Source organism: Micromonospora sp. LOL_023, assembly GCF_048060115.1.
GTDB lineage: Bacteria > Actinomycetota > Actinomycetes > Mycobacteriales > Micromonosporaceae > Micromonospora_E.
This window is the reverse complement of record NZ_JBHMIM010000081.1, coordinates 1-22666: the sequence shown is the minus strand read 5'-3', so window position 1 is coordinate 22666 and position 22666 is coordinate 1. Positions and strand designations below refer to the sequence as shown.

Below are 22666 nucleotides of genomic sequence, written 5' to 3'. Positions count from 1 at the left end.
TCGACCGACGAATCAAGATCAACAAGCCGTCAGGCATCCATGATCAACACTTAATGCAAGACCGAGGCTAGATGTACATGACAGCACGGCGCGCGCTGCGCGCCGGTGGTCGAGTGGCAGTTGCCGCAGCGGTCACGGTCGCCGTTGCCGCCAGCACCGCGAACCCAGCGTTCGCCGGCACGGTAAGCGGTTGCGCTCAGGGCTGGTCCAGCTACCCGGGAACTTGCATCTGGGTCGACACCGGCGAGAAGCGCACCGCCGACCACACCCAGTGGGTCAGCCAGATCAAGATCCAGAAGCCTCGTGAAGGCTCGTCCGGTTTTCTGGAGGGCTGGGCCGGCAACGGCCCCACGGGTATCGCGTGGTACCGATCGGGCAACGGCGAGACCGTGACCTGGACGATCAACAAGTGGATCAAGACGGACTCGGGCATCTGCGGTGCCTACACCTGGCCCGGGACCTCCAACCGCTCGATCGCTTGCATCACCATCAAGGCCTGATCCCGACAGGGCGCGGAAGCCGGGTGCACGGTCCGGCTCTCAAACCGGACCGTGCACCCGGCTCTGTCCCACCTGCGGGCACCGAAACTCAAACCCGCTGTTCAGGCAGGGTCAGGGGCACGGGCCTCCTCTACGAGTCGGCAGGGGCGGGCACGGTCCCGGTGGTCGGACCAGACACCCGGCCACCGGCAGCGGCGAGCGTGGTGCTCCATGGGTACTCGAACGTCGGGGAACCGGCACGGACGCACCGGGGCGAGACCGTGCGCGGCCGGGACCTGGGTAGACATACCAGGATCGGGCCAGAGTGAGCAGGTTACCGTAGGAATACCCAGTGCATAGAGTCGAAGTAGGATAGACGTTACGGTTTGCTTTGGACTACGGATCAGAAGGTTAGGGGTTCGAGTCCCTTCGGGCGCGCGAGATCAACAGGGGTCTGACCTGCCGAAACGGCAGCCAGACTCCTTCACTTTTCAATACCTTGTGGTCGGTTGGGTGCTCGGTGGGTGCTCGTGCGACGAGCATCCCTCACGTCCCGGCCCGTCCAGCGGTGACCCGTCCTGTACCGATGGGTTTTGATCATCGTTACCCGCGTCGGGCCGAGAGTCCAGACAGTGGGACGTGCTCCTGGCAGCCGCGCGTATTCGATCTGATCGGGTGCTGCCCGGCTGATCGCAACTTTGACTACGTTCCGTGAGGAACGTCTGCCCCCTGCCCTGACCCATCGCCGATCAAGTTGTCATCGGGGTATGGCGATGGGTCAGGATGGGGCGTGACCGCAGCGGTGGCGGCGGGGGCAACGCCAGCAGTGGCGCCGCTCCGACCGGCGAACCATGATCGTGTCACCGGCCGACGCGGCCGACGCCTTTACCGCGATCGCCGACCAGGTTCTCGACGGCCAGCACCTGCTGGCACTAGTGCAGGGCGAGTCGGTCGACCTCGACGACGAGACCGACAGCGAGGTGGCGACTGGGTTCCACGACCGTGTCGTCGCGGACGAGGGTGATGCCCCTGCCTCTGGCCAGAGCCAGGCGTACGAAGAATTCCGGTCACTCGTGACCCAGGAGTACGCCGCAGCGACTGAACCGTTGAACATGGCCTCGCTCTCAACCCGGCTGCGGACACGGCTCGGTCCATCGATCAGCGACAGCAACTGGTTTGGCTTCGGGAGCTTCGCCCGCGCAGTGGCGAGCCTGACGTTGTCGAACCTACGGATGTCGCAGCATCTGCTCTGGGACTCCAGCCGCCACCCGGCTCCGGAGGCCACCACCGCACCGCCACGCGTCGCTCTGCCGGATCCAGTCGAGCGCCTGGTCAACCAGCTCAATCTGCCGCGAGTACCGCAGCCCTGGTGGCCGGCGATCTACCAGACACTCGCCGACTACGCCCAGTCCCAGCGGTTCAACCTGACTCAATGCACCAGCTGGGCCCGGGACCAGCTCCGCGAGCAAGGGCTGTCGGTCAGCCGCAACGCCGTCGGGTTCGTCGTGCGGGGGACGTCGTTCGGCGGTTGCCCATTGCACCGCCTACCCCCACCGACAGCCGACGAGATCGCAGCGGCGTTCGTCGGCAACGTTCTCAGCCGCGCTGACGCAGCGGAGATCGCGTTCTCTGAGGATGAGATTGCGACTGCCCATGCCTGGCTAGGTGCACCAGTTGACAACAGCGCCGAGCAGGTAGTCCGGACAGAGAGCTCTTCGTAATGGGCTCCGGGCTGTTCCTTCCGCAAGCTGCGGCGTACCAGGCGGCCGACCTGGTTGAGTCGGCCTGGAGCGCGGTGCCGGCGTTGCCGCTGGTCCGTTTCTCCAGGCCGCTCGCCGAGTGAAGTGGGCCGCTGGCGAGGTGCTCATGGTGTGGGTCCTTTTCTGTCGGCCTCTTCCCGAACCGTGCTCGTCGGTTTCCCTGACACACGGCTCTCCAGTTGTCAGTCCCAGGACAGGTCTTGCCGTACCTGGTGCGGCGCGGAAGACCCCCGCGCGTGCGGGGACGACCCGTACCGGTAGGCCAACGGCGGCTTCCACCCGGGAAGACCCCCGCGCGTGCGGCGACGACTGCACCCTGCGGAGCACGCCCGCGCTCTTGGTGGGAAGACCCCGCGCGTGCGGGGACGACGGGTGATCCGGCTGGCCCGGATGGACCCGGACGGGAAGACCCCCGCGCGTGCAGGGACGACCACCGTCCGAGCGACCGCGACAGGCTCAACACGGGAAGACCCCCGCGCGTGCGGGGACGACGTCGGGTTGCACTTCAGCGCGAGCCGCAGATACGGAAGACCCCCGCGCGTGCGGGACGACCGCAACCTGCGCAACCGTTGCGATCTTCGCAGCGGAAGACCCCCGCGCGTGCGGAGACGACGCAACAACTGGTCGTACGGATGGTCCCTGTGTCGGAAGACCCCCGCGCGTGCGGGGACGACCTGTCGCGGACGCAGAGTGCGTGACGTCACGGAGGAAGACCCCCGCGCGTGCGGAGACGACGACCCTGCCGGTAGATCCGGCCCGTGTTGAGCAGGAAGACCCCCGCGCGTGCGGGGACGACGGCAGCTTCGACAGGGCGTGGTCCTTGGCGAGCGGAAGACCCCCGCGCGTGCGGGGACGACACCCGAAAAACCGACATGGTGAGCGTGGCCGAGGGAAGACCCCCGCGCGTGCGGGGACGACGTCACCACCATCTGTGAGCGGTACGGCGAGGTGGGAAGACCCCCGCGCGTGCGGGGACGACACGATGCCCTCGGCGGCGATCCGCGACGACGGCGGAAGACCCCCGCGCGTGCGGGGACGACCCACGACGCCGTGAGGAGGTGCTCATGCCTGATGGAAGACCCCCGCGCGTGCGGGGACGACCGGATCGCACCGGAGTTCCGACGGACAGGAGAGGGAAGACCCACGCGCGTGCGGGGACGACTTCACCGGCCAATTGGTCGACGTGAATGACCAGGGAAGACCCCCGCGCGTGCGGGGACGACTAGGCCGAGGGTCGGCTTGGCGCGGGCGAGGTAGGAAGACCCCCGCGCGTGCGGGGACGACCTCGACGCCCTGCGCGACATGATCCGCGTGTCCGGAAGACCCCCGCGCGTGCGGGGACGACGATGCGTCGGCCTCCTCGGGCGGGTTGGGGCGGGGAAGACCCCCGCGCGTGCGGGGACGACCGCAGCAGACATGTCGGTGGACAGGAAGGTAAAAGAAGACCCCCGCGCGTGCGGGGACGACTTGTCGACGGGCCGGCTGGTGCCGGTGCCGGGCGGAAGACCCCCGCGCGTGTGGGGACGACATGCCGGTCTCACGCGAGATCTGGTTACGGCCCGGAAGACCCCCGCGCGTGCGGGGACGACCTGAACCTGTGTCGACTGGTGGTCGAATCCGCCGGAAGACCCCCGCGCGTGCGGGGACGACTCCGGCCTGCTCTGGCTCATCAACCGGGTCGTCGGAAGACCCCCGCGCGTGCGGGGACGACCCACCGACGGGACGATCGCCCCCGACATGCTGGGGAAGACCCCCGCGCGTGCGGGGACGACGGCGCGCGGCGAGGCGGCGACACCCACCGTGGAGGAAGACCCCCGCGCGTGCGGGGACGACGCGGCCTGGTTGAAGCTCACCCCCGCCGAGAGCGGAAGACCCCCGCGCGTGCGGGGACGACGCCCTTTGCCGGTCTGATCTTGCTGTGTCACACGGAAGACCCCCGCGCGTGCGGGGACGACCCGCTGGTGGATCGGTTGCTGGCCAGCCCGGTGGGAAGACCCCCGCGCGTGCGGGGACGACATCAGCGAGGGCCAGGCGCTGCACGCGCTGATGGGAAGACCCCCGCGCGTGCGGGGACGACGGCGACGCGGGGCGGGTCGGCGTCCGCCGGCGGGGAAGACCCCCGCGCGTGCGGGGACGACGTCGGACATCTCGGTGGCCAGGAGCGTCATCTCGGAAGACCCCCGCGCGTGCGGGGACGACGTCGAGTCTGACGAGGTCGTCGTGGGAGCGGACGGAAGACCCCCGCGCGTGCGGGGACGACTTCCCGGGCCCTGGGCCACCGGCTCTAGACCCAGGAAGACCCCCGCGCGTGCGGGGACGACGGGCTCGCGGTGGATCAGCCGCAGCGGACTGAAGGAAGACCCCCGCGCGTGCGGGGACGACCTGGAGTTGCAGCCGAGGTGCGCGGTCCAGCAGGGAAGACCCCCGCGCGTGCGGGGACGACGCAGTCGCACGGCGACATGTCCGGGCAGGCGGCGGAAGACCCCCGCGCGTGCGGGGACGACCGACCCCGCAGGTACGCTGCGGCATGTCGGTCCGGAAGACCCCCGCGCGTGCGGGGACGACCCGCGTAGCTCGAACTGCATCAGCAACGCCCGCGGAAGACCCCCGCGCGTGCGGGGACGACCCCGACACCCGGTGCCCGACACCCAGCAAACCCGTTCGGAAGACCCCCGCGCGTGCGGGGACGACTTGCGAACCCTGATCGCTTCGTCGCTGAACCAGGGAAGACCCCCGCGCGTGCGGGGACGACATGGTGGTGGACACACCCGACGAGCAGCCGACGGGAAGACCCCCGCGCGTGCGGGGACGACGGACGGGACGAGGGAGACGTACGCCTGTCCGACGGAAGACCCCCGCGCGTGCGGGGACGACCGGGCCGGGGATTCATCGGCAGCGTGAATCAGAGGAAGACCCCCGCGCGTGCGGGGACGACCTGCGCATCGCCGCCGCCACTGTCGGCGTGATCGGAAGACCCCCGCGCGTGCGGGGACGACTATCGCGCGGCACCATCTATCGAGCAATGCTGAGGAAGACCCCCGCGCGTGCGGGGACGACATGACCAGCTACGCCGACGTCATCGCTGAGCGAGGAAGACCCCCGCGCGTGCGGGGACGACACCGCGACCCGCATCCGGGCCGCCTCGATCGCGGGAAGACCCCCGCGCGTGCGGGGACGACACCAGGCAGACGAGGCACGACGGCGGCGGCAGGGGAAGACCCCCGCGCGTGCGGGGACGACCAGGCCAGCCAGCAACACGTCCTCGTACGTCGCGGAAGACCCCCGCGCGTGCGGGGACGACATACCCGTACTCGGCGCTGACCAGCTGGTCACCGGAAGACCCCCGCGCGTGCGGGGACGACTCTAATGCTGCTATGTCGCCACCGAGAGTGAGGGGAAGACCCCCGCGCGTGCGGGGACGACATGATCGGCGGTCGGCGGGTGAACAGCCAATGCGGAAGACCCCCGCGCGTGCGGGGACGACACCAGCACGGCGTCGGTGTGCGCGGGCAGCCACGGAAGACCCCCGCGCGTGCGGGGACGACCGGTCAAGGGCTAGCGCGCACTTGGCGTCGAACGGAAGACCCCCGCGCGTGCGGGGACGACGGCCATGGCCATGTTGACCCGGTTGCGCATCGCGGAAGACCCCCGCGCGTGCGGGGACGACTTTCGGCCCCTCTGAGGTTCCCTCGCGTAACTCGGAAGACCCCCGCGCGTGCGGGGACGACTCGCTCGTGTCGACCAGCCCGCACGCGGCGAGCGGAAGACCCCCGCGCGTGCGGGGACGACACCTCGGGCGGTAGAGGCGGGTCCGGTGCCGGGGGAAGACCCCCGCGCGTGCGGGGACGACAGGCGGTAGTGGACGATGCGGCCAACGGATGGCGGAAGACCCCCGCGCGTGCGGGGACGACCCCAACACCTGCGACCTCAGGCCGTCGGAGGTGGGAAGACCCCCGCGCGTGCGGGGACGACTAGGGCGTCGCGAAACGCGGCGGCCAGCTCGGAGGAAGACCCCCGCGCGTGCGGGGACGACACCTACTCGCTGCCCCGTGGTCCGGCATCCCAGGGAAGACCCCCGCGCGTGCGGGGACGACGCCGCAGTGCTGGGCTGGAAGCCGCAGCTCGGCGGAAGACCCCCGCGCGTGCGGGGACGACCCTGGTCGGCATACCGGGTGGGCGCAGGACGTGGGAAGACCCCCGCGCGTGCGGGGACGACGGACAGGAGTCCGGCGGTCCCCATCTGTCGGGCGGAAGACCCCCGCGCGTGCGGGGACGACCGGGGCAGGCCGAGGTGCTCAGCCATGCGCACCGGAAGACCCCCGCGCGTGCGGGGACGACCGGGCGCGGCCAGTACGGGGAGCTGCGGACCCAGGAAGACCCCCGCGCGTGCGGGGACGACGCGACGGCGGGCACCCGGCTGAGTCTGCAGGTGGGAAGACCCCCGCGCGTGCGGGGACGACACCGGCGTGCTCGCCCTGGCGCTGCTCGCCGCGGGAAGACCCCCGCGCGTGCGGGGACGACGTGTCGCGGTACAACCTCGATGATCGGCTGACGGGAAGACCCCCGCGCGTGCGGGGACGACACGCTGCTGCCGAGTGGCCGGCGGGGACCGGGGGGAAGACCCCCGCGCGTGCGGGGACGACAAGTTACGGCACGGCCGGGAGCGCCGCAACAACGGAAGACCCCCGCGCGTGCGGGGACGACAGGTAGCCGGGGCGGCGCTGCCAGTGGATGAGGGGAAGACCCCCGCGCGTGCGGGGACGACTTCTCGACCAGCGGCGCGTAGGCGCGGATGTGGGGAAGACCCCCGCGCGTGCGGGGACGACGAGTCCACCCCCGACGGGCCAGACACTCAGTGAGGAAGACCCCCGCGCGTGCGGGGACGACGATCGCCGTCCGTCGCCGCTGATCGCCGGTCGAGGAAGACCCCCGCGCGTGCGGGGACGACAGGGTCCCGGCGGCAACTGTCGGGGCGTTGCTCGGAAGACCCCCGCGCGTGCGGGGACGACACTTGTTGACCTGGGCTTCTATGAGGTGGGGTGGCGGTTTTTATTCGGTTGTGAGTTGTCTCTGGTCGTGGTAGCCCGAGGCTGGTGAGTCTTCAACGCTGCTGCTCGCCGTCTGTCTTGAGGCTTGTGGTGGTGTGGCTATCTGGTTGGGGGTGTGGGTCGGCGGTTTCTGGCTGTGAGGATGAGTCCGTCGAGGTCGACTGGGTGCCAGCGGTCTCGTCCGGCGGTGCGGATGGCCCATCCTTGTTCGTTTTGGGCGGGTTCGGCCATGATGGCTTGGCCGTCGCCGACGCGCTCGGCGAGGAGGTTCCAGAGGCGGTCACGGACGCGGGCGCTGGGGTTACCGACGAAGACTCCCGCGGTGACTTCGATCATCCAGCGGGTGAGGTGGCCGCGTAGTCCTTCGGCGGTGGCGATGAGGACGATGACGGTCAAAAGTCCACCTTGATGTCGTCGGTGGGTGGTCCGCTGACGGCGATGAAGTCGTGTTCGGTGAGGTTGTCGGCGTAGTCGGTGGCCCAGTTGATGCCGCCGGGTACGGAGCCGAGTTGGTCGTCCCAGAGTTCGTGGGGGTCGTCGTCGGTGAGTTCGTGGCCGTCTTCGAGGAGGAGGGTCTTGATGTCGTGGACGATCCGGGTCATGAGTTTGCCGTCTCTGACTCGGTCTCGGAAGGCGGTGCGGGCGTCTCGTTCGGTGGTCAGGTGTTTGGCGGCGAGGTCGAAAGCAATGGGGATGGTGTAGTCGGCTTTGTAGAGGTCTGCGATGTCGAGCACGAAGGAGGTGGCGCCGCCGGTGTGGATGAATCCGAGCGCGGGGCTGGCGCCGAGGCCGACGATGGCTGCGTGGCAGATGCCGTAGAGGCAGCTGTGCGCGGCGGAGAGGAGTCGGTTGACGTCGTCGCCGGCGTCGAAGGGTTGGCCGGGTTTGTAGATTCGTCCGTCCCAGGTGACGCCGGTGCGGGTGGAGTGTTCGCGGTAGAGCTTTTTGATGCGGGCGCCTTCGCGTCCGCGGAGTTGTTGCATGGTGGCGGTGCTGACGTCTTCGCCGGGGAACCGCATGGAATACATGCGGCGGGCGACGGAGAGCCGTTCCTTCGTGCGGGTGACGAGGTACGCCTGTCTGAGGAGGAGTTCGCCGCTGCGGCTGGGGCCGAGTCCGCTGGCGTAGAAGCGAACGCCGTACTCACCGACCCAGCAGATCGCGGTGCCGGAGTCGGCGAGTAGGCGTACGGCGGCGTTGGTGATGCGGGTGCCGGGGCCGAGGAGCAGGGTGGCGACCATAGCGGCGGGGACGCGGACGGTGCGTTCGCGGTTGACCAGGACGACGGCGTTGTCGTCGCGGTCGACGTGGCATCGGTCGACGTAGACGGAGGACAGCCGGTCGCTGACACGGTGCAGGTCCTGTGGGTTCGCGAGCCACCACATGGTCAGGCTCCTCGGTGGATTTGGTGTGGTGGTGCGAGGGTGATCAGGCCGAGTCCGTAGGCCTTGCCGGGGCCGACGCCGTCGAGCAGGCTGCGGCGGGCCGTCTGGGGGTCGATGATCTCGATGAGGCCTTCGAAGGTGCCGGTTTCCAGGGTGACGTGGCGGGTGTGTTCGTCGTCGCGTTTGTTGAAGCTGAGTCGTTGTCGGGCGACGAGGTAGGCGGTGGGGCCGTTGTCGCCGGTGAGGGGTTGGAAGCCCCACCGTTCGAGGCGGTCGTGGAGCCAGGTGAGTTGGTGACCAGCGGTGCGGTGAGGCACCCGGAGGCCTCGTGGCTTCTTGTCATCTTTGGCGGCGGCAGCGAGCCGGTCCTGTTGCGCCGGGGACGGCTTCACGGGTTTCTTCGTGGAGCCGACGGTGTTGGCGTGGAGCCGGAAGGCGAACTGTCGGCCGAGGGTGACTTGGTCGAGGAGCGGCTGGTAGGCCTTCACCGTGGCCTGCGGGTCGTCGGATTGTGGCCAGCCGGCTTGTTCGATGAGGTGTTCCCACGACGGCCGGGAGGTGGTGAGCACCAGCAGGCTGAGGCGGTGGCGGTCGGCGGTTTCCAGGCGCCACAGGACCCGTTCGGTGACGGGCTGTCGGCTGAGTCCGCCGAGGATCGCGGCGTGCAGTGCCTGGCGGTTGCGCACGAAGCTCTGGGTTCGGGTCCGGAGGGGGTTGAGCCAGATCCTGGACAGGTAGGTCATAGGTCACCGCCCAGTAGCGCGAACGGGTCGTGGTTGTTGTCGGTGCCCGCCGGTGGCGGGGTCTGGTTGGCGGGGGTGAGGTCGACCCAGTCCTGTCGGACGCGGCGGGAGGTGAAGGCGCGGCGGTGGGGGTCGAAGCTGATGGGGACGTCGTCGCGGACGTCGTCGCCGTGCGGGTCGTCGATGGTCACGGGCAGGACCGTGCGGGACGCGCGCCGGCGGAGCCTGTCTCTCCACGCGGCGCCGGCTTCCCAGGGCACTCGGGTGAGGACGTCGAGCAGACTGGTGCCGGGCCACAGCGCGTACGAGTCGTCCGGTGACGGCCGCAGCACCAACGGCTGGGTGGGTGGGCACGCGCGACGGCCCAGGCAGAGCGGGAACTCCGGGCTGCGCAGCGCGTCCCGTAGGCTTTCCAGCAGGTCGCGGCGGCCCCTGACGGCGGCGACGAAGACAGCATCCTGCAGGTAGTAGCGGTGGGTGACGTGGGTCCACTTCTGCGGGGACGTGGTCTTCTGGACGCCTTTGGCGTTGACCGCGGCCGACGGCAGCGGTCGGCCGCGCAGGTCGCTGACGGTGTGGTAGTCCCGCAGGATCGAGCCGGGCTGGTCAACGCGGACGCCGAACGACAGACGCAGCAGGTCCTCGATCGGGTCCTGGCGTCGTCGCCCCTGAGCGGCGGCGAGCAGGCCGACGATGCCGCTCTTGGTCGGCTCGGCTCGGGTGTCGCGGCGGTTGAACTGGCTGTGGCCGCCCCAGGACTGCAGGGGTCCGGCGAGTCTGAGGACCAGGCACCAGCCGGAGAAGTCGGACGGTTCGCTCATCGCGGCGTCATCTCCCCCAGCCGGGCGCGGACGTCGACGTCGACGGCGGTGACGACCTCGTCGAGGCTCCGGGGTGGCCCGAACGCCTCGTGAAGGGTTTGCGTGTTGTCGGGGTTGTCGTAGGCGGTGGCCACCAGGGCCGGGGTGCAGCCCCACCGGCTGCTGACGGTGGTGAGTTCGGCGGCGAGTCTGGAGACGGACTCTCCGACGAGGCCGTCTCGCCGGGACACGGGCTTCTCGAAGGCGGAGACCAAGTTCACCGGCTGGTCGTCGCGGACCATGACACAAAGCAGGCTGGGCGAGGTCCGGTGAGCGAAGGTGTTCTGGTGCCCGGTCGGCATCGACTTGGCGAACGCCCGGATGAACACGCTCAACGCGTCGGCGGCGGCATCGGCGTCTCCGCCGAGGTTGCCGCGCAGGGTGTGCAGGCCGACGGTGGCGTACCGGTAGAGGGTCGCCGAGGTGAACTCGACCGTGCCGATCATCGACGCGCCGGCGTCTTCCCGATCCGGGTCCGGTGCGTCGTCGACGGCGGTGTAGTAGTCGAACTCGATCTCCGCGGCGTGTGTGGACAGCGCGTGGGCGACCTGTGCGGCGGCGTCGACGTTGAGCGTGGACAGGTCGGCGACCATCCGGCCGAACAGCGCGACGTCGATCGGGTGCCCGACCGCGAGGGTTTCCCGCACGGGCAGGTCCGCCACCGCCTTGGGGAGCGCGTCGGCGGCGATCCCGGCCAGCTCCTCGGCCTGCCCGGCGACCAGGTCGACGATCGCGTCGAGCTGCGCGAGCCCGAAGAACAGCAGGTACGCCGTCTCCCCGGCGTTCTTTCCGTCGGTGACCTTCAGGTCCTGCAGCAGGGCGGTGGACAGCCGTGAGGCGGCGTCGGCGTCGATACCGGTGCGGGCGGCGAGACGGTCGGCCAACAGGCTGGAGATCCGCTTGGTCCGCACGCCGAGCTGGTCTGCAGGAATCGCGAGTTCCTCACGAAACGCGAGGCGCGTGGCCCGCTTCCAGGCCTGTGACGACACCCGTGCCCGGCGGGCGCCGCCGTAGACGGCCTGCTTGGGGCTGCCGGCGTCATCGCGGTTGAGGCACGACGGCGGAACGGTCTGGATGACGTGGACGTCGACGAACAGCTTGTTGCTCACAGTGACTCCTGAACAGTGATATCGGTCGGGTTGAGGTGCGGTTGACGTGGAAGCGCGCGGGACCCGGATTTCCCGGCGGCGGAGGCCTTCCCGGTGTTGTCGTCGGATGCGCTGGTCTTCTTCGGCGCGGCGAAGTACTCGCGGCCCCAGACACGGCGCACCGACGCGACCCGCGTCGGGTCCTGCCAGGCGATCAGGTCCTGGTACAGGCGGGTGTAGTCCACCGGCTGGTCGACGCCACGCAGCTGGGTGACCAGACCACGCAGGTGCAGGCAAACCTCACCGAAGCTCGTGGCCGTGGCGGCGGCGGTGAACCGACGGTCGATGGCCTCCTCGCTGTACTTGCCGCTGGACCGCAGCGCCCGCATCGCGGTGCCGAGACCGATCCCGTCCACGTGCATCGGCCGGTGCTTCGACTGCTGGTGAATCGCGTACAGCGTCAACGCGGCATGCTCGGCCTTCAGCCACGGCAGCCGGCGACCGTCATGCTGCAAGGTGGTGTAGAACCGCCACATCTCGGGGACGTCGCCGGCGTCACGGCCCGCGCCGCGCCGCAACGCGGCGAGGTCGCTACCCGCCACCTCGGTCGGCTTTCCGTCGTCGTCGACCTGCCGTTCCCAGAAATGCCGGGTCTTGGATTCGCTGTCGGCCACGTCAGGCAGCTCCTGTCATCGTCGGTTCACGGTCAAGGTTGAGAATCTTGCGGACGCTGCCGCGGAACCACGCCTCGGCGGCGCTGGCGTTGACCGGCCCGCCGTCCCGGCGGGCACCGTCCGACGCCTTGTCCTTACGGGCGCGGCCGCGGAAAGCCGTCGGCGGCACCGACGCCAGCGCCGGCTCCGCCGCGTCGAACGCCAGCCGCAGCGCGTCGGTGCGCCACCGCAGATGGACGCGGTCGACATCGTCCGGGTCGCGCTGCAGGTCCTGAAGGATGCGGGACACCAGCGGCGTGAACTGGATGATGAGAGCGTCGCCGATACGGTGTCCCTTGTCCCACGGCAGCTTGTCGGCACCCGACGCCTGACGCAGGTCGTCCCCGAGCCGGTTACCGGCGTTACGCAACGCCTCCGCCTCGGCCACGACATCCATCAACAGCTTGCGGGCCGGCCCCTCGGGATCCAGCGCGGCCACCGGCAACGCGATCCGGTCAGCAATGACGTCCTCGATGACCGCCGACTGATTGCCGTACTCCACACGAACGGTGACGACCTGCACCGGCATGTTCCGTGCCACGACCCGCCGTGCCCGCAACACGTTCAGCTGCCGAAGCAGCTCACTGCTGGTCACCGGCGCCCCCATGTCGAGGCGGGTCGCCAGCAGCGGCTCCATCCCCCGCCACGCCGCCCGACCGGACACGTGCCGGATCGGCCGGTTCGGCGGCTCACCCGCCTTGGGCTTGTCCACCCGCCGCCACGCCGTGTGCGGCTCGTACTCGGGCAGCCGGTCGATCCGGTCCCCTGCCGTGAGCACCACCCGACGGACCACCGTCACCCCGTCGACGGCCTCCGGGATCAGCCGAATCCGACGGGACTGCCACGTCAGCAGGTCGAGGATGCCCTTGACTGGCCGCCGCGCCCACCTCGGACCACCCGGCCACGGATCGTTGACACTGCTGTCGGCCTCCCCGGCCGCCCACTGCGGCCGGTCACCGTCCTGCGGCTGCGGCAGAATCAACGTGTTCAGCAGGATCGTCTCGAACAAGTTCCGCCCGGTCGGCACCACCACCCCGAGACCGCCCACCGGTCCGGTGGGATTACCCGTCGTCTTCCCGCCCTTGACCCGCGGGTCGTCCGCCGCCCCTGACTTGATCGCAGCCGTGTCCCAACACTGCGCCGCCAACACCGCACGGGCGGCCTGGGCGCACGTCAACGTCGGCGGGTCGGCCTCCGTGCGGGAGGCGAACAACGGCACGTTGTTCCCCGTCGCCGCCGCCGCGAGCAGCAACGACACCGGCTTCGTCTCATCCTTGCCGGTCCGCAACCCGGCCACCTGAGCGAACGGACGCCCCCCGAACAGATCGAACCCGTCACGACGCCCGTCGAGATAGCGATCGAGCACCCCATCGGGATCCAGACGGCCGGCCTTCCACCGCCGACCCCACTCCCGATCATCGACCGGGCTGCCACAGGCGTGCAGATACACCGGCAGCAGCACCTGCCGCAACACGGCGACCGTCTCCAGCGGATGGCCCAGGGCCAACCCGTCCACCTCGTGGGCGCGCGTCAACGCGTACCGCAACGACACATCCCGAGACCGACCCCGGTCGACAACCGGAATCCACTCCTCATCCACAAGATCAAAAGACGTTTCCACAGTCCTCCTCGCGGTAGGCACCCACTACTACTCCTCAATCGCGAACCGGCAGATACTCAGCCACCATCCGGACGACCACCCCGGCGACCACCGTGGCGAGAATGCGCCATCCTCGCCGGGCGGCCCCTCCGGCCCTCGGCCCAGTCAGGACAGAGGAAGCCCTGCCGAACGACCGGATCGCACGACAGCCGGCCGGCGTGACACCGGTGATCGCCAGCACACGGCCATCGGGGTCGAGGATCGCGTGGACGTATCCGGCTCGATGTCGAACCACTGTGTCGAGAGCTCGGCCCACTTCCTCCGGCGTGCGGCCGGACATCCTGGCCAGCTCCGAGGGATCCACGAGTTCTGCTCCCGCACCGAACGCTCCGGCCAGCAACCACAGAAGCCCGACAGCAAGAGGCGACGACGTCATGCGGCCCAGAGTACAGTGAAGGGGTAATCAAATCGTCAAGGCGCGCCCTCGGCGGCGCGCCGGGGGTTGCTCGTGCCGTGCGCGGGCGGGCGATGACCAGGTACGGTCGGATCGCCCAGCTCACGCTGGGGTAGCCCGGGGTAGTCCAACCGGCAGGCCCGAGGCCAGCAGTTGTCCCCGCCACGCGGGGTTCCCTCATCTCCGGCCCCTCGTCGGCCGCTGCCACAGCAACCCAAGGTCGTGGTCGTAGGTAAGCGCATGTCCCGACACGGTGGCGTGGTTGTCGGCGTCGAGGACCAGCGCGCGGGCGTGCCGGAGCCAGCTGTCCGTCGCCCAGCCGGCAAGCGGCCGGAGCTCGGCCTTGACAGCGGCGGTCAATCCCTCGTCGCCGGGAAGGCGGAGCGTCGCCTCGATGACCTCGTTCGCGATGTCCGGATCGCTGACCGCCTCCCCGTTGACCCCCAGCCGTCGGCCGGCAAGAGTCAGGTAGCCCTCGTCGGTGCGGCGGACCACGACGACCTCGACCGACTCCGGGCCGTCGCGCACGACCGCCGACACCGCATCGTCGTCCGGCAGCTCACCGGTGGCCTTGTCATGCAGTCCGGCGAGGTTCGCCAGCCCGAGTTTGCCGGGGCCGGCGAGGAGGAACGGCTCAGCACGGGACCGGCGTATGCCGGTCGCGGCCGTCCATTCCACGCGGGCGCCATCGACAGCCGACCGCCAGGCATCGGGCACGCACTCGTCGGCGCCGTAACCGCGGTCAACCAGGTCAGGGACGTCGGCAGGGATACTCCAGCCCGCGCCGCCCGCCGCGTCGACGGTCAAGGCAGCCGCGCGCAGGAGCGGATACCGGCCGTAGATCCGTTCGCTGCCCCGGGGAAAGACCGGCGCCTCGCCAGGTCTGGTCCGCACCCCCGTCACGACCGCGGCCGGCAGGCGAAGCGGCCCGGGCCGGGCACTCTCCGGCCGTTCATGTCGGTGCACCCGTCCGATGCGCTGCAACAGCAGGTCGATCGGGGCAAGATCGGTGACGAGAATGTCGGCATCGACGTCGAACGACTGCTCGGCGACCTGCGTCGCGACGACGATCAACCGCTGCGGCCTCTCGACCCGATCGTCGTCGGGAGCGCCCAGCGCCCGCAGGGCCCTCTCGGTCCGGTCCGCGCGTTCCCCGGCGGTCAGCCGGGCGTGCAGCAGCCGGACGTCGCCACCGAACACCGGCGCGAGCGCCTGATACGTCTGCTGCGCCCTACGGACCGTGTTGCGGATGACCAGCGCGCAACCACCCTCGCGTAGCCTGTCGGCCAACAGCGCGACCACCGCTCGCGTGTCATCGGCAGGATTCGCGTCGAGGACCTCGACCCGCACATCGACGGACGGCCGCCACGGCGCGGTCGCCGCCACATCCACCTGGACCCGGCCGTCGACGACCACGACCGAGCGGATCACCGGGTAACCCCCGGCAGAATCGGGCTCATCGACGGAAACCTGCTGCCGACCCGACGCGCCCTGCACCCACGCCCGCTCAAGGTCCGCCCGCATCCCCGCCGGCAACGTCGCCGACAACAGCACCGTCGGCACGCCCGCCCCCGCCAACCACCGCAACGCCTCGAACAGGAACTGCGAGGTGTACACGTCGTAGGCGTGGACCTCGTCCAAGACCACGACACGGCCAGCCAGACCCGCGTGACGCAGCATCACATGCTTGGTGCGGGTCGCGGCATGCAACAACTGGTCGATCGTGCCGACCGTCAACGGCATCAGCAGACCCCGCTTCGGGCCGAGGAACCACTCGGCAGCCACCGCATCCGCAGCCCGCTGCCCGGTGCCGGCCGAGCCGAAGATGTCGTCACACCCGTACTCGTCCTGGCCGTCCTCGTCGACACCGCCGAAGGCGAGATCACGAAGCGCAGCCCATTCCTTGTTGAAACGGCGCTTACCATGCAGCAGACCGACGGCAACACCGTCCTCGATCGAGCTCGACCACTGGCGCACCCGTGTGTACATCGGATCGCACGTCGCCTGCGTCGGCATCCCCAGAAAGATCCCGTCAGCGCCGAACCGCCAGGCCAGGATCTCCGTGACCGCCAGCGCGCCCTCCGTCTTGCCCTCACCCATCGGCGCCTCGATGATCACCAGACCTGGCCCCGGCATCCGCTCGGCGATTCCGATCGCGGCTGTCTGCGACGGCCGCGAAACACGTCCGAACCGTTCGAGGACCAGATCCGGCACCCGACGGTACGGCCGCGACGACCAACCGCCCCGGACCCGCAACCTGTCCATCGCCTCCGCCGCCCGCCGCCTGGCCAAACCAATGGAGACCCGTGAGATGTCAGAAACACCGGGAAAGCCCCGACCGCTGGCGATCCAGTCAGCCATGATCACCAACCCGGAGACCGCCAGCTGGGTCGACCTGCTCAGCGGACGCACCGGAGCCCACTCGGCAAGGTCTACATCCAACACCGCCGCCACGGCATACATCAGCGCGTCCTGAGAAGGGAGCCAGTGACTGCCGCCCTGGGCGCGATCGCGCGACAAACTGGTACTGGTCAAGATCGAGTCGTCGGGGATCAACCCGTGGTGGCCAGCGACCATCGGCCACACGAAAGCTACCGCCTCGGGTTCCCATCCGACGTCGCTGAGAACCCGGTCGACGATCACCGCGCCCGCGCAGGAGTGATGCCACCTCTTGGCTTCGGGGCTCAACGGCCTCCACGTCAGCCCTATCGCCTGCACGACGCTTGCCAACCCAGGCTCCTTGTTTTGGAACGCCGGAGTCGCCTTTCCGACATCGTGAATCGCACACAGCCACGCGAAGAACGCTCTCCCGCGACCGCCTGCGGACGCGTCGAGCTTCTCCCGCACCGTCGGCGCGAGGTACCGGTCCCACAGACACTCACCCACCGCCGCCGCATCAAGCAGATGCTGCAGCAACAGGTTCATGCTGCCCTCGGCCTTGGACTTTCCCCACAGGACACCGAACACAGGATGATCAAACTCTTGCGACACGCACCGGACACTAGACTCCGCCTCCGACACTTTGCACCGACCAACAGCCGACAGCGCGGACTCATCACCACACCGACACGACGAACAGCCAACCAACTAACCCTCACCGCCAAGGCAAGCTCATCGAACGGCCGATAGCAACACAGAGAACAGAACTATGCGCATATCCTTCAGCAAGAGCCGTCGCTGGCCGCGCGGCAGCGAATGGCCGAGCAGACTGCCGCTCGGCCTGTAGGTTCTCAGTTACATGGACAACTTTCAGGCTGAACTGACCGGAGCTGCCGTGACGCACACGCCGACTACGATCGAACCGATCAAAAACCGCCAAGATCACCGATAGAGTCGCAGGTCAGCAAGTGTCGTCCCCGCCCGCGCGGGGGTCTTCCCCGGAGCGACTCATGACAGCGATGACCCTTGTCGTCGTCCCCGCCCGCGCGGGGGTCTTCCGGGCCTTGTCCGCCACCAGCACGGACGGACTGGGTCGTCCCCGCCCGCGCGGGGGTCTTCCCAGGGCGTCCTCCCGCTCGTACACCGCCAACATGTCGTCCCCGCCCGCGCGGGGGTCTTCCTGACGTCCGGCGGGACCTGGTCGCGGATGGGCCGTCGTCCCCGCCCGCGCGGGGGTCTTCCCGGAGGCCTGCGCGTCGACGACTGTGATCGAGGGTCGTCCCCGCCCGCGCGGGGGTCTTCCTGGCCCGAGGATCTGCGCGAGGATGGCAAGCGCGTCGTCCCCGCCCGCGCGGGGGTCTTCCCGCATCGCCGACACGAGCGCCGCATCGCGCATCGTCGTCCCCGCCCGCGCGGGGGTCTTCCGGCCGACGTGCTGCGGCAGCTGCCGCCGAAGGTGTCGTCCCCGCCCGCGCGGGGGTCTTCCCCTCGGCATCACCCTCACGGTGGCCGCGACCGGGTCGTCCCCGCCCGCGCGGGGGTCTTCCGTGCCCTCCCACACCTGCACTTCGCCGATCCCGGTCGTCCCCGCCCGCGCGGGGGTCTTCCCCGGTCCACCGTGTCGCTGACGCCCTCGGCGTAGTCGTCCCCGCCCGCGCGGGGGTCTTCCTCCGGATCCACCCCGCCGATCTCCGAGAATCGGGGCGTCCCCGCCCGCGCGGGGGTCTTCCGGACTGTTTGGGCTGGCACTTGGGGCTGCCAGGGTCGTCCCCGCCCGCGCGGGGGTCTTCCAGGGCAACAAGATGCGCGAGTGCACCGTGACGGGTCGTCCCCGCCCGCGCGGGGGTCTTCCGCTATCGGATGCTGCAGACCGGGGTACGTGCCGGTCGTCCCCGCCCGCGCGGGGGTCTTCCTCGCGGTGATCTGCCGGTGTCTGTTGCTCTGCAGTCGTCCCCGCCCGCGCGGGGGTCTTCCCGCCTGCGTCGCCCGGGCTGCATCCTGCTGGTAGTCGTCCCCGCCCGCGCGGGGGTCTTCCCGCCAGCACCTGCAGATACGCCTGCAGGCCGAAGTCGTCCCCGCCCGCGCGGGGGTCTTCCTCACGAATCGGATGCGGAAGCGCGGGTGGCCCGGTCGTCCCCGCCCGCGCGGGGGTCTTCCCCCACCGGCCCACTCGACTGGCTCATCGGCACCGTCGTCCCCGCCCGCGCGGGGGTCTTCCGCCCTGGCGCTCGGCTTCCTCGGCGATCAGCGCGTCGTCCCCGCCCGCGCGGGGGTCTTCCCCGCACCATGGCCGCCGACCACCGCGACCTCATGTCGTCCCCGCCCGCGCGGGGGTCTTCCTGGCAGGATTCGGCTGGGGCCACCTGGGACATTGTCGTCCCCGCCCGCGCGGGGGTCTTCCACGTCACGTCCGCTTCGTTCGCCGCCGTGGTGCGTCGTCCCCGCCCGCGCGGGGGTCTTCCCAACGGCGCGCGCCTGGCCGTCGTCGGGTCTCCGTCGTCCCCGCCCGCGCGGGGGTCTTCCGGCATCGTCATCCGCTGGGCCGACGTGCTCAGCGTCGTCCCCGCCCGCGCGGGGGTCTTCCCAACACCCGCAACGCCGGCCCGCGCACCCTCGTGTCGTCCCCGCCCGCGCGGGGGTCTTCCGTGATGTCACCGCGGGCTACGTCGGCGGTCACGGTCGTCCCCGCCCGCGCGGGGGTCTTCCCGGGTCCGGAAGGGCTGCCGCTGTGCCTTTGGTGTCGTCCCCGCCCGCGCGGGGGTCTTCCGCGCGTCCGCCGATCGGTGCACCCCGACCAGTCGTCGTCCCCGCCCGCGCGGGGGTCTTCCCGATCCGGGGTTGCGGCTCAACGCCGAGGATCTGTCGTCCCCGCCCGCGCGGGGGTCTTCCGCCGACCACCACCCCACCGGCGGTGCGGATGTGGTCGTCCCCGCCCCGCGCGGGGGTCTTCCCGCCAGACCGAGGGACGCGGCACCGGCCGAGCCATCGTCCCCGCCCGCGCGGGGTCCTCCCAGCCAGTGCTTGATGACGCCGTGGAGTTCGGCGTCGTCCCCGCCCGCAGGGGTCTTCCCGGGGCGGTCGCCGTCACCCAGTTCAGGGCACGGTCGCGTCCCCGGCTCGCCCACCTGAGCATCCACCGACGCGACCGTCTCGCGGCGTACTTGAGGCGTCTGGTCGATAAGGCTGCCGCGCATTTGTGGAGGAGCGGGATTGGTGACCGATTCGCAGCGGGTGGATGACGCGAGGCGGGCGCTGGGCGCGAGGCTCGCCGCGTGGCGCACCGCGCGTGGGTTGACGCAGTTGAACCTGGCGCGGCGGGTGCCGGTGTCGCGGACCACGATCGCTGGTGTGGAGACGGGGCGGCAGTGCCCGGACCGGGTCTTCTGGCAGCGTTGCGAGTCGGCGCTGAAGGCCGGCGGTGAGTTGCTGGCGGGCTACGACGGCTACCGGCGTCTCAAGGAGCGGGTTGACCGGGACAGGGCCGACGCGGCGCAACGGGCGCGGTGGGGTGAGGTCGAGGATCGTGTGCCGCCGGCCGGCGTCGGTGGCAGCGCTGCGGCTGTCCCGGCCGGAAGTGTGCCAGGTGGTGTCGGAGCCGTGGGTGGTTCCGGCGGTCCGGCTGGTCTGGCCGCGTCCGCGGCGTTGGACGGCGTGGGTGCTGGTGGGGACGATGTCGTTACCGTTGCGGCCATGTCCGATGGGCGGGTGGTGTCGGTGCGGGTCAGCCGCAGGGGCTCTGCTGGGACTCGCTGCTGGTGTGACGACGCTGCCGGCGGTCACCGTCACGGACGTGCCCCGGTCACCGGCGGTCGACCCCGCCGTCGTGGACTACTTCGCGCAGCTGCGGGCGTTCCTCGTGCAGGCCGACGACCGGCTCGGTGGCCTGACCGTCCTGTCGACGGTCGAGCAGCAGATCACGCTGATCGCCGCGTTCCGCCGGCAGGCGCGGGGGAAGCTTCGTGACCGGCTGGTCAGCGCTCAGGCGCGGTGGAGTGAGTTCGCGGGCTGGCTCGCCGATGACCTGGGAAACCGGGCTGCGGGCGAGCGGTGGTTGGACTTGGCGGCAAGCATGGCGCAGGAAGCCGACGACCAGGAGTTCTGGGCGTACGTGCTGGCCCGCAAAGCGCAGCGGATGATGCACACCGGTGACGAGGACCGTGTCGCCGGTCTGACCCGTGCGGCGTCGCGTCTATCCGACACCCCGGCGCTCATACGCGCCTTCGCCGCTGTCCAGCAGGCGCACGGCAGCGCCGTCCACGGCGATGTCCGTGGTTTCCAGACCGCGATCGACCACGCCCGGACACTGGTCGCGACCGCCGCGCCGACCAGCGACGGGGATACTCTCGGCTCGTTCTGCACCCGGCCGTACCTGGTGGCGCAGGAAGGCGAGGGGTGGCTGCGTCGACGCCGACCAGACAGGGCCATCGACAGTTTCACGGCAGCCGTGGACGAATGGCCTAGCCGCTACCGACGCGAGCGGGGCGTGTATCTGGCCCGCACCGCGCACGCGTACCTCGCCGCCTCCGAACCCGGCCACGCCGCCACCGTCGCCGCAGAGGCGTTGACGGTCGCGACCGCCACCGGCTCGGCGCGGGTCCGCCGCGACGTCACCGCTCTGGCTCAGCGACTCGATCCCTTCCGTCACCAGCAGGACGTCTCACACCTACTCGACCAGCTCGCCACGGCCGGATGAACCACCCGCCCGACCCGCACCGGGCACCCGTTGCGCCGGGTGTCGCTGTCGTCGGCCGCGCCAACATCGACATCACTGTTCGCATCCCCCAACGACCGGTCCCCGGCCGGACGACGTTCGCCTCCTCGGCTGCGACGACCACCCCCGGCGGCAAAAGCCTCAACCAGGCCCTCGCCGCCGCCCGAACCGGTATCCACACCAGTCTGATCAGCAACGCCGGCGACGACCACTGGGGCGCACTCCTACACCAGGCTCTCACCGACGCCGCCGTCGACGTGTCCGGCTTTTACCTCGTCCCATCCGGGTCGACCGGAATAGCGGTCGTCGAAATCGACTCCGACGGCGAGAATCACATCATCCTCGCCCGCGCCCCCGAGTCCGAACTTACCGGCGACCAGGTACACGACAGGCTCACCCGGCTATCCGCCCCGGTCGTGGTGACTCAACTCGACCTGCGACCCGACGCCGTCAACGCCGTCTTGCGCCACCACCGGGCGGACACGCTCATCGGGAATCTGGTCCCCCACCCCACACTCGGGGCGGCCGCGCTCGCCCCACTGGACCTGTTCGTGTCGAACCAGACCGAAGCCGCCGCGATACTCGGCCACCACCACACCGACCCGGCAGACGCCGCACATGAACTCCGCGAACTCGGCCCCAGAGCAGCCGTCGTCACCGCCGGCCCGGCCGGCGCCGCTTACAGCCACCCCACCGGCACCGCGCTCGTACCCACACCCCACGTCAACGCGGTCAACACCAGTGGAGCCGGTGACACCTTCCTCGGCACACTCGCCGCACGCCTCGCCTACCACACTCCGCTGCCTGAGGCCGTCGCCGCAGCCGTCGCCGCCGCGACAACCCACGTGCGCACCCCCGCAGCCTCGTACCGCAGCAGGACCTGACCACTTTCACCACGTAAGGACTGAGTACGATTGCCCGCGCACCGGCCCGTGATCTCACCGCCGCTGTGATCCAGGTGGGAATCCTTGCCCAGCGTCTCGCCGCGCGGCGGGGCTGAAGGCCATCGACCTTACGCCCAGCTCCCGCTGAGTCATCGCAGTCGGCGCGCTGGCGACCGTCGACGACGGGCAGGAGGTGTTCGCCATGAACGTTGCCGGGCCGGACTCGGACACTTTCGCCATCGAAGCCGAAGGACTCCACGCGCTGCGCGAGTCCAGCGGCGTGGGGACCCCAACGCCATCCACCACACCACATTAAATGAGCCAATTCGGGCGGCGGCGGGGCGACCTCTTCAGCGGACTCGGAAGCGACGACGTTCGGATCTTTAGGTCGCCCTCCGAGAATGCTCGATCGTGGCCCGGGGCCAGAGCCAAAGCAAAGTTAGTTGATCTTCGTTTTCCCTGGTGAGGGCGACCCCGGTGAACGGACGCGGCCTTCCTCAGTAGACGATGGTGGTTCTCTACGCCAACCGTCGTCCACCAGAAAGGCCGCTCATGTCAGTCT

At 70.1% G+C, this 22666-nt stretch carries 13 protein-coding genes, 1 pseudogene and 2 CRISPR repeat arrays; of the genes and pseudogenes, 6 read left to right on the top strand and 8 right to left on the bottom strand.

Going from position 1 to position 22666, the window contains the following annotated elements; translation table 11 throughout:
• The first annotated feature begins 77 nt into the window (after positions 1-77).
• The 3 genes from ACFHVL_RS28460 (at position 78) to ACFHVL_RS28450 (ending at position 2322) form a co-directional block, all read left to right on the top strand.
• A complete protein-coding gene (locus ACFHVL_RS28460) occupies positions 78-500 on the top strand; it encodes a hypothetical protein (RefSeq protein WP_416631568.1) in 423 nt (140 codons plus the stop codon).
• Positions 501-1330: 830 nt separating this feature from the next.
• Positions 1331-2200: a hypothetical protein gene (locus ACFHVL_RS28455; protein ID WP_416631566.1), complete on the top strand. Its 870-nt coding sequence runs from the start codon at positions 1331-1333 to the stop codon at positions 2198-2200.
• Complete coding sequence (locus ACFHVL_RS28450; protein WP_416631565.1) at positions 2200-2322, top strand: hypothetical protein; 123 nt, start codon at positions 2200-2202, stop codon at positions 2320-2322. The genes ACFHVL_RS28455 and ACFHVL_RS28450 overlap by 1 nt, the downstream gene beginning before the upstream one ends.
• 320 nt (positions 2323-2642) lie before the next feature.
• Positions 2643-7248: direct repeats of the CRISPR family, unit length 28 nt; unit sequence GGAAGACCCCCGCGCGTGCGGGGACGAC.
• A gap of 138 nt (positions 7249-7386) precedes the next feature.
• On the opposite strand, the gene cas2e is transcribed toward ACFHVL_RS28450, so the two are convergent.
• From cas2e to cas3, 8 genes are all read right to left on the bottom strand, one after another.
• Positions 7387-7683 carry a type I-E CRISPR-associated endoribonuclease Cas2e gene (cas2e, locus tag ACFHVL_RS28445; RefSeq protein ID WP_416631564.1) on the bottom strand — a complete coding sequence of 99 codons (297 nt, stop codon included), beginning with the start codon at positions 7681-7683 and terminating at the stop codon, positions 7387-7389.
• On the bottom strand, positions 7680-8672 hold the full coding sequence (cas1e, locus tag ACFHVL_RS28440; RefSeq protein ID WP_416631563.1) for a type I-E CRISPR-associated endonuclease Cas1e: 993 nt from the start codon (positions 8670-8672) through the stop codon (positions 7680-7682). Before cas1e ends, cas2e begins: the two co-directional genes overlap by 4 nt.
• A gap of 2 nt (positions 8673-8674) precedes the next feature.
• On the bottom strand, positions 8675-9415 hold the full coding sequence (locus ACFHVL_RS28435) for a type I-E CRISPR-associated protein Cas6/Cse3/CasE (protein WP_416631562.1): 741 nt from the start codon (positions 9413-9415) through the stop codon (positions 8675-8677).
• Positions 9412-10236, bottom strand: coding sequence for a type I-E CRISPR-associated protein Cas5/CasD (gene cas5e, locus ACFHVL_RS28430; protein WP_416631561.1), 825 nt, complete (start codon positions 10234-10236; stop codon positions 9412-9414). Before cas5e ends, ACFHVL_RS28435 begins: the two co-directional genes overlap by 4 nt.
• Positions 10233-11384, bottom strand: a complete 1152-nt coding sequence (gene cas7e / locus ACFHVL_RS28425) for a type I-E CRISPR-associated protein Cas7/Cse4/CasC (protein WP_416631560.1) — start codon at positions 11382-11384, stop codon at positions 10233-10235. Before cas7e ends, cas5e begins: the two co-directional genes overlap by 4 nt.
• Entirely contained in the window at positions 11381-12037 is a 657-nt protein-coding gene (gene casB / locus ACFHVL_RS28420; protein ID WP_416631559.1) for a type I-E CRISPR-associated protein Cse2/CasB, read from the bottom strand. Before casB ends, cas7e begins: the two co-directional genes overlap by 4 nt.
• A gap of 1 nt (position 12038) precedes the next feature.
• Positions 12039-13676 (bottom strand): type I-E CRISPR-associated protein Cse1/CasA, encoded by a 1638-nt coding sequence (gene casA / locus ACFHVL_RS28415; RefSeq protein WP_416631571.1) that lies wholly within the window; start codon positions 13674-13676, stop codon positions 12039-12041.
• 631 nt (positions 13677-14307) lie between these two features.
• Complete coding sequence (gene cas3 / locus ACFHVL_RS28410) at positions 14308-17097, bottom strand: CRISPR-associated helicase Cas3' (RefSeq protein WP_416631569.1); 2790 nt, start codon at positions 17095-17097, stop codon at positions 14308-14310.
• Positions 17098-17479: 382 nt separating this feature from the next.
• Positions 17480-19398: a CRISPR direct-repeat array (repeat unit 28 nt; unit sequence GTCGTCCCCGCCCGCGCGGGGGTCTTCC).
• 324 nt (positions 19399-19722) lie between these two features.
• On the opposite strand from cas3, the pseudogene ACFHVL_RS28405 reads away from it, so the two are divergent.
• The 3 genes and pseudogenes from ACFHVL_RS28405 to ACFHVL_RS28395 form a co-directional block, all read left to right on the top strand.
• A pseudogene (locus ACFHVL_RS28405) lies at positions 19723-19929 on the top strand (helix-turn-helix transcriptional regulator); the annotation flags it as partial.
• A 337-nt stretch (positions 19930-20266) separates the two neighbouring features.
• Positions 20267-21202 (top strand): hypothetical protein, encoded by a 936-nt coding sequence (locus ACFHVL_RS28400; protein ID WP_416631572.1) that lies wholly within the window; start codon positions 20267-20269, stop codon positions 21200-21202.
• Positions 21199-22104, top strand: a complete 906-nt coding sequence (locus ACFHVL_RS28395) for a PfkB family carbohydrate kinase (RefSeq protein ID WP_416631557.1) — start codon at positions 21199-21201, stop codon at positions 22102-22104. The genes ACFHVL_RS28400 and ACFHVL_RS28395 overlap by 4 nt, the downstream gene beginning before the upstream one ends.
• Positions 22105-22666 lie beyond the last annotated feature (562 nt).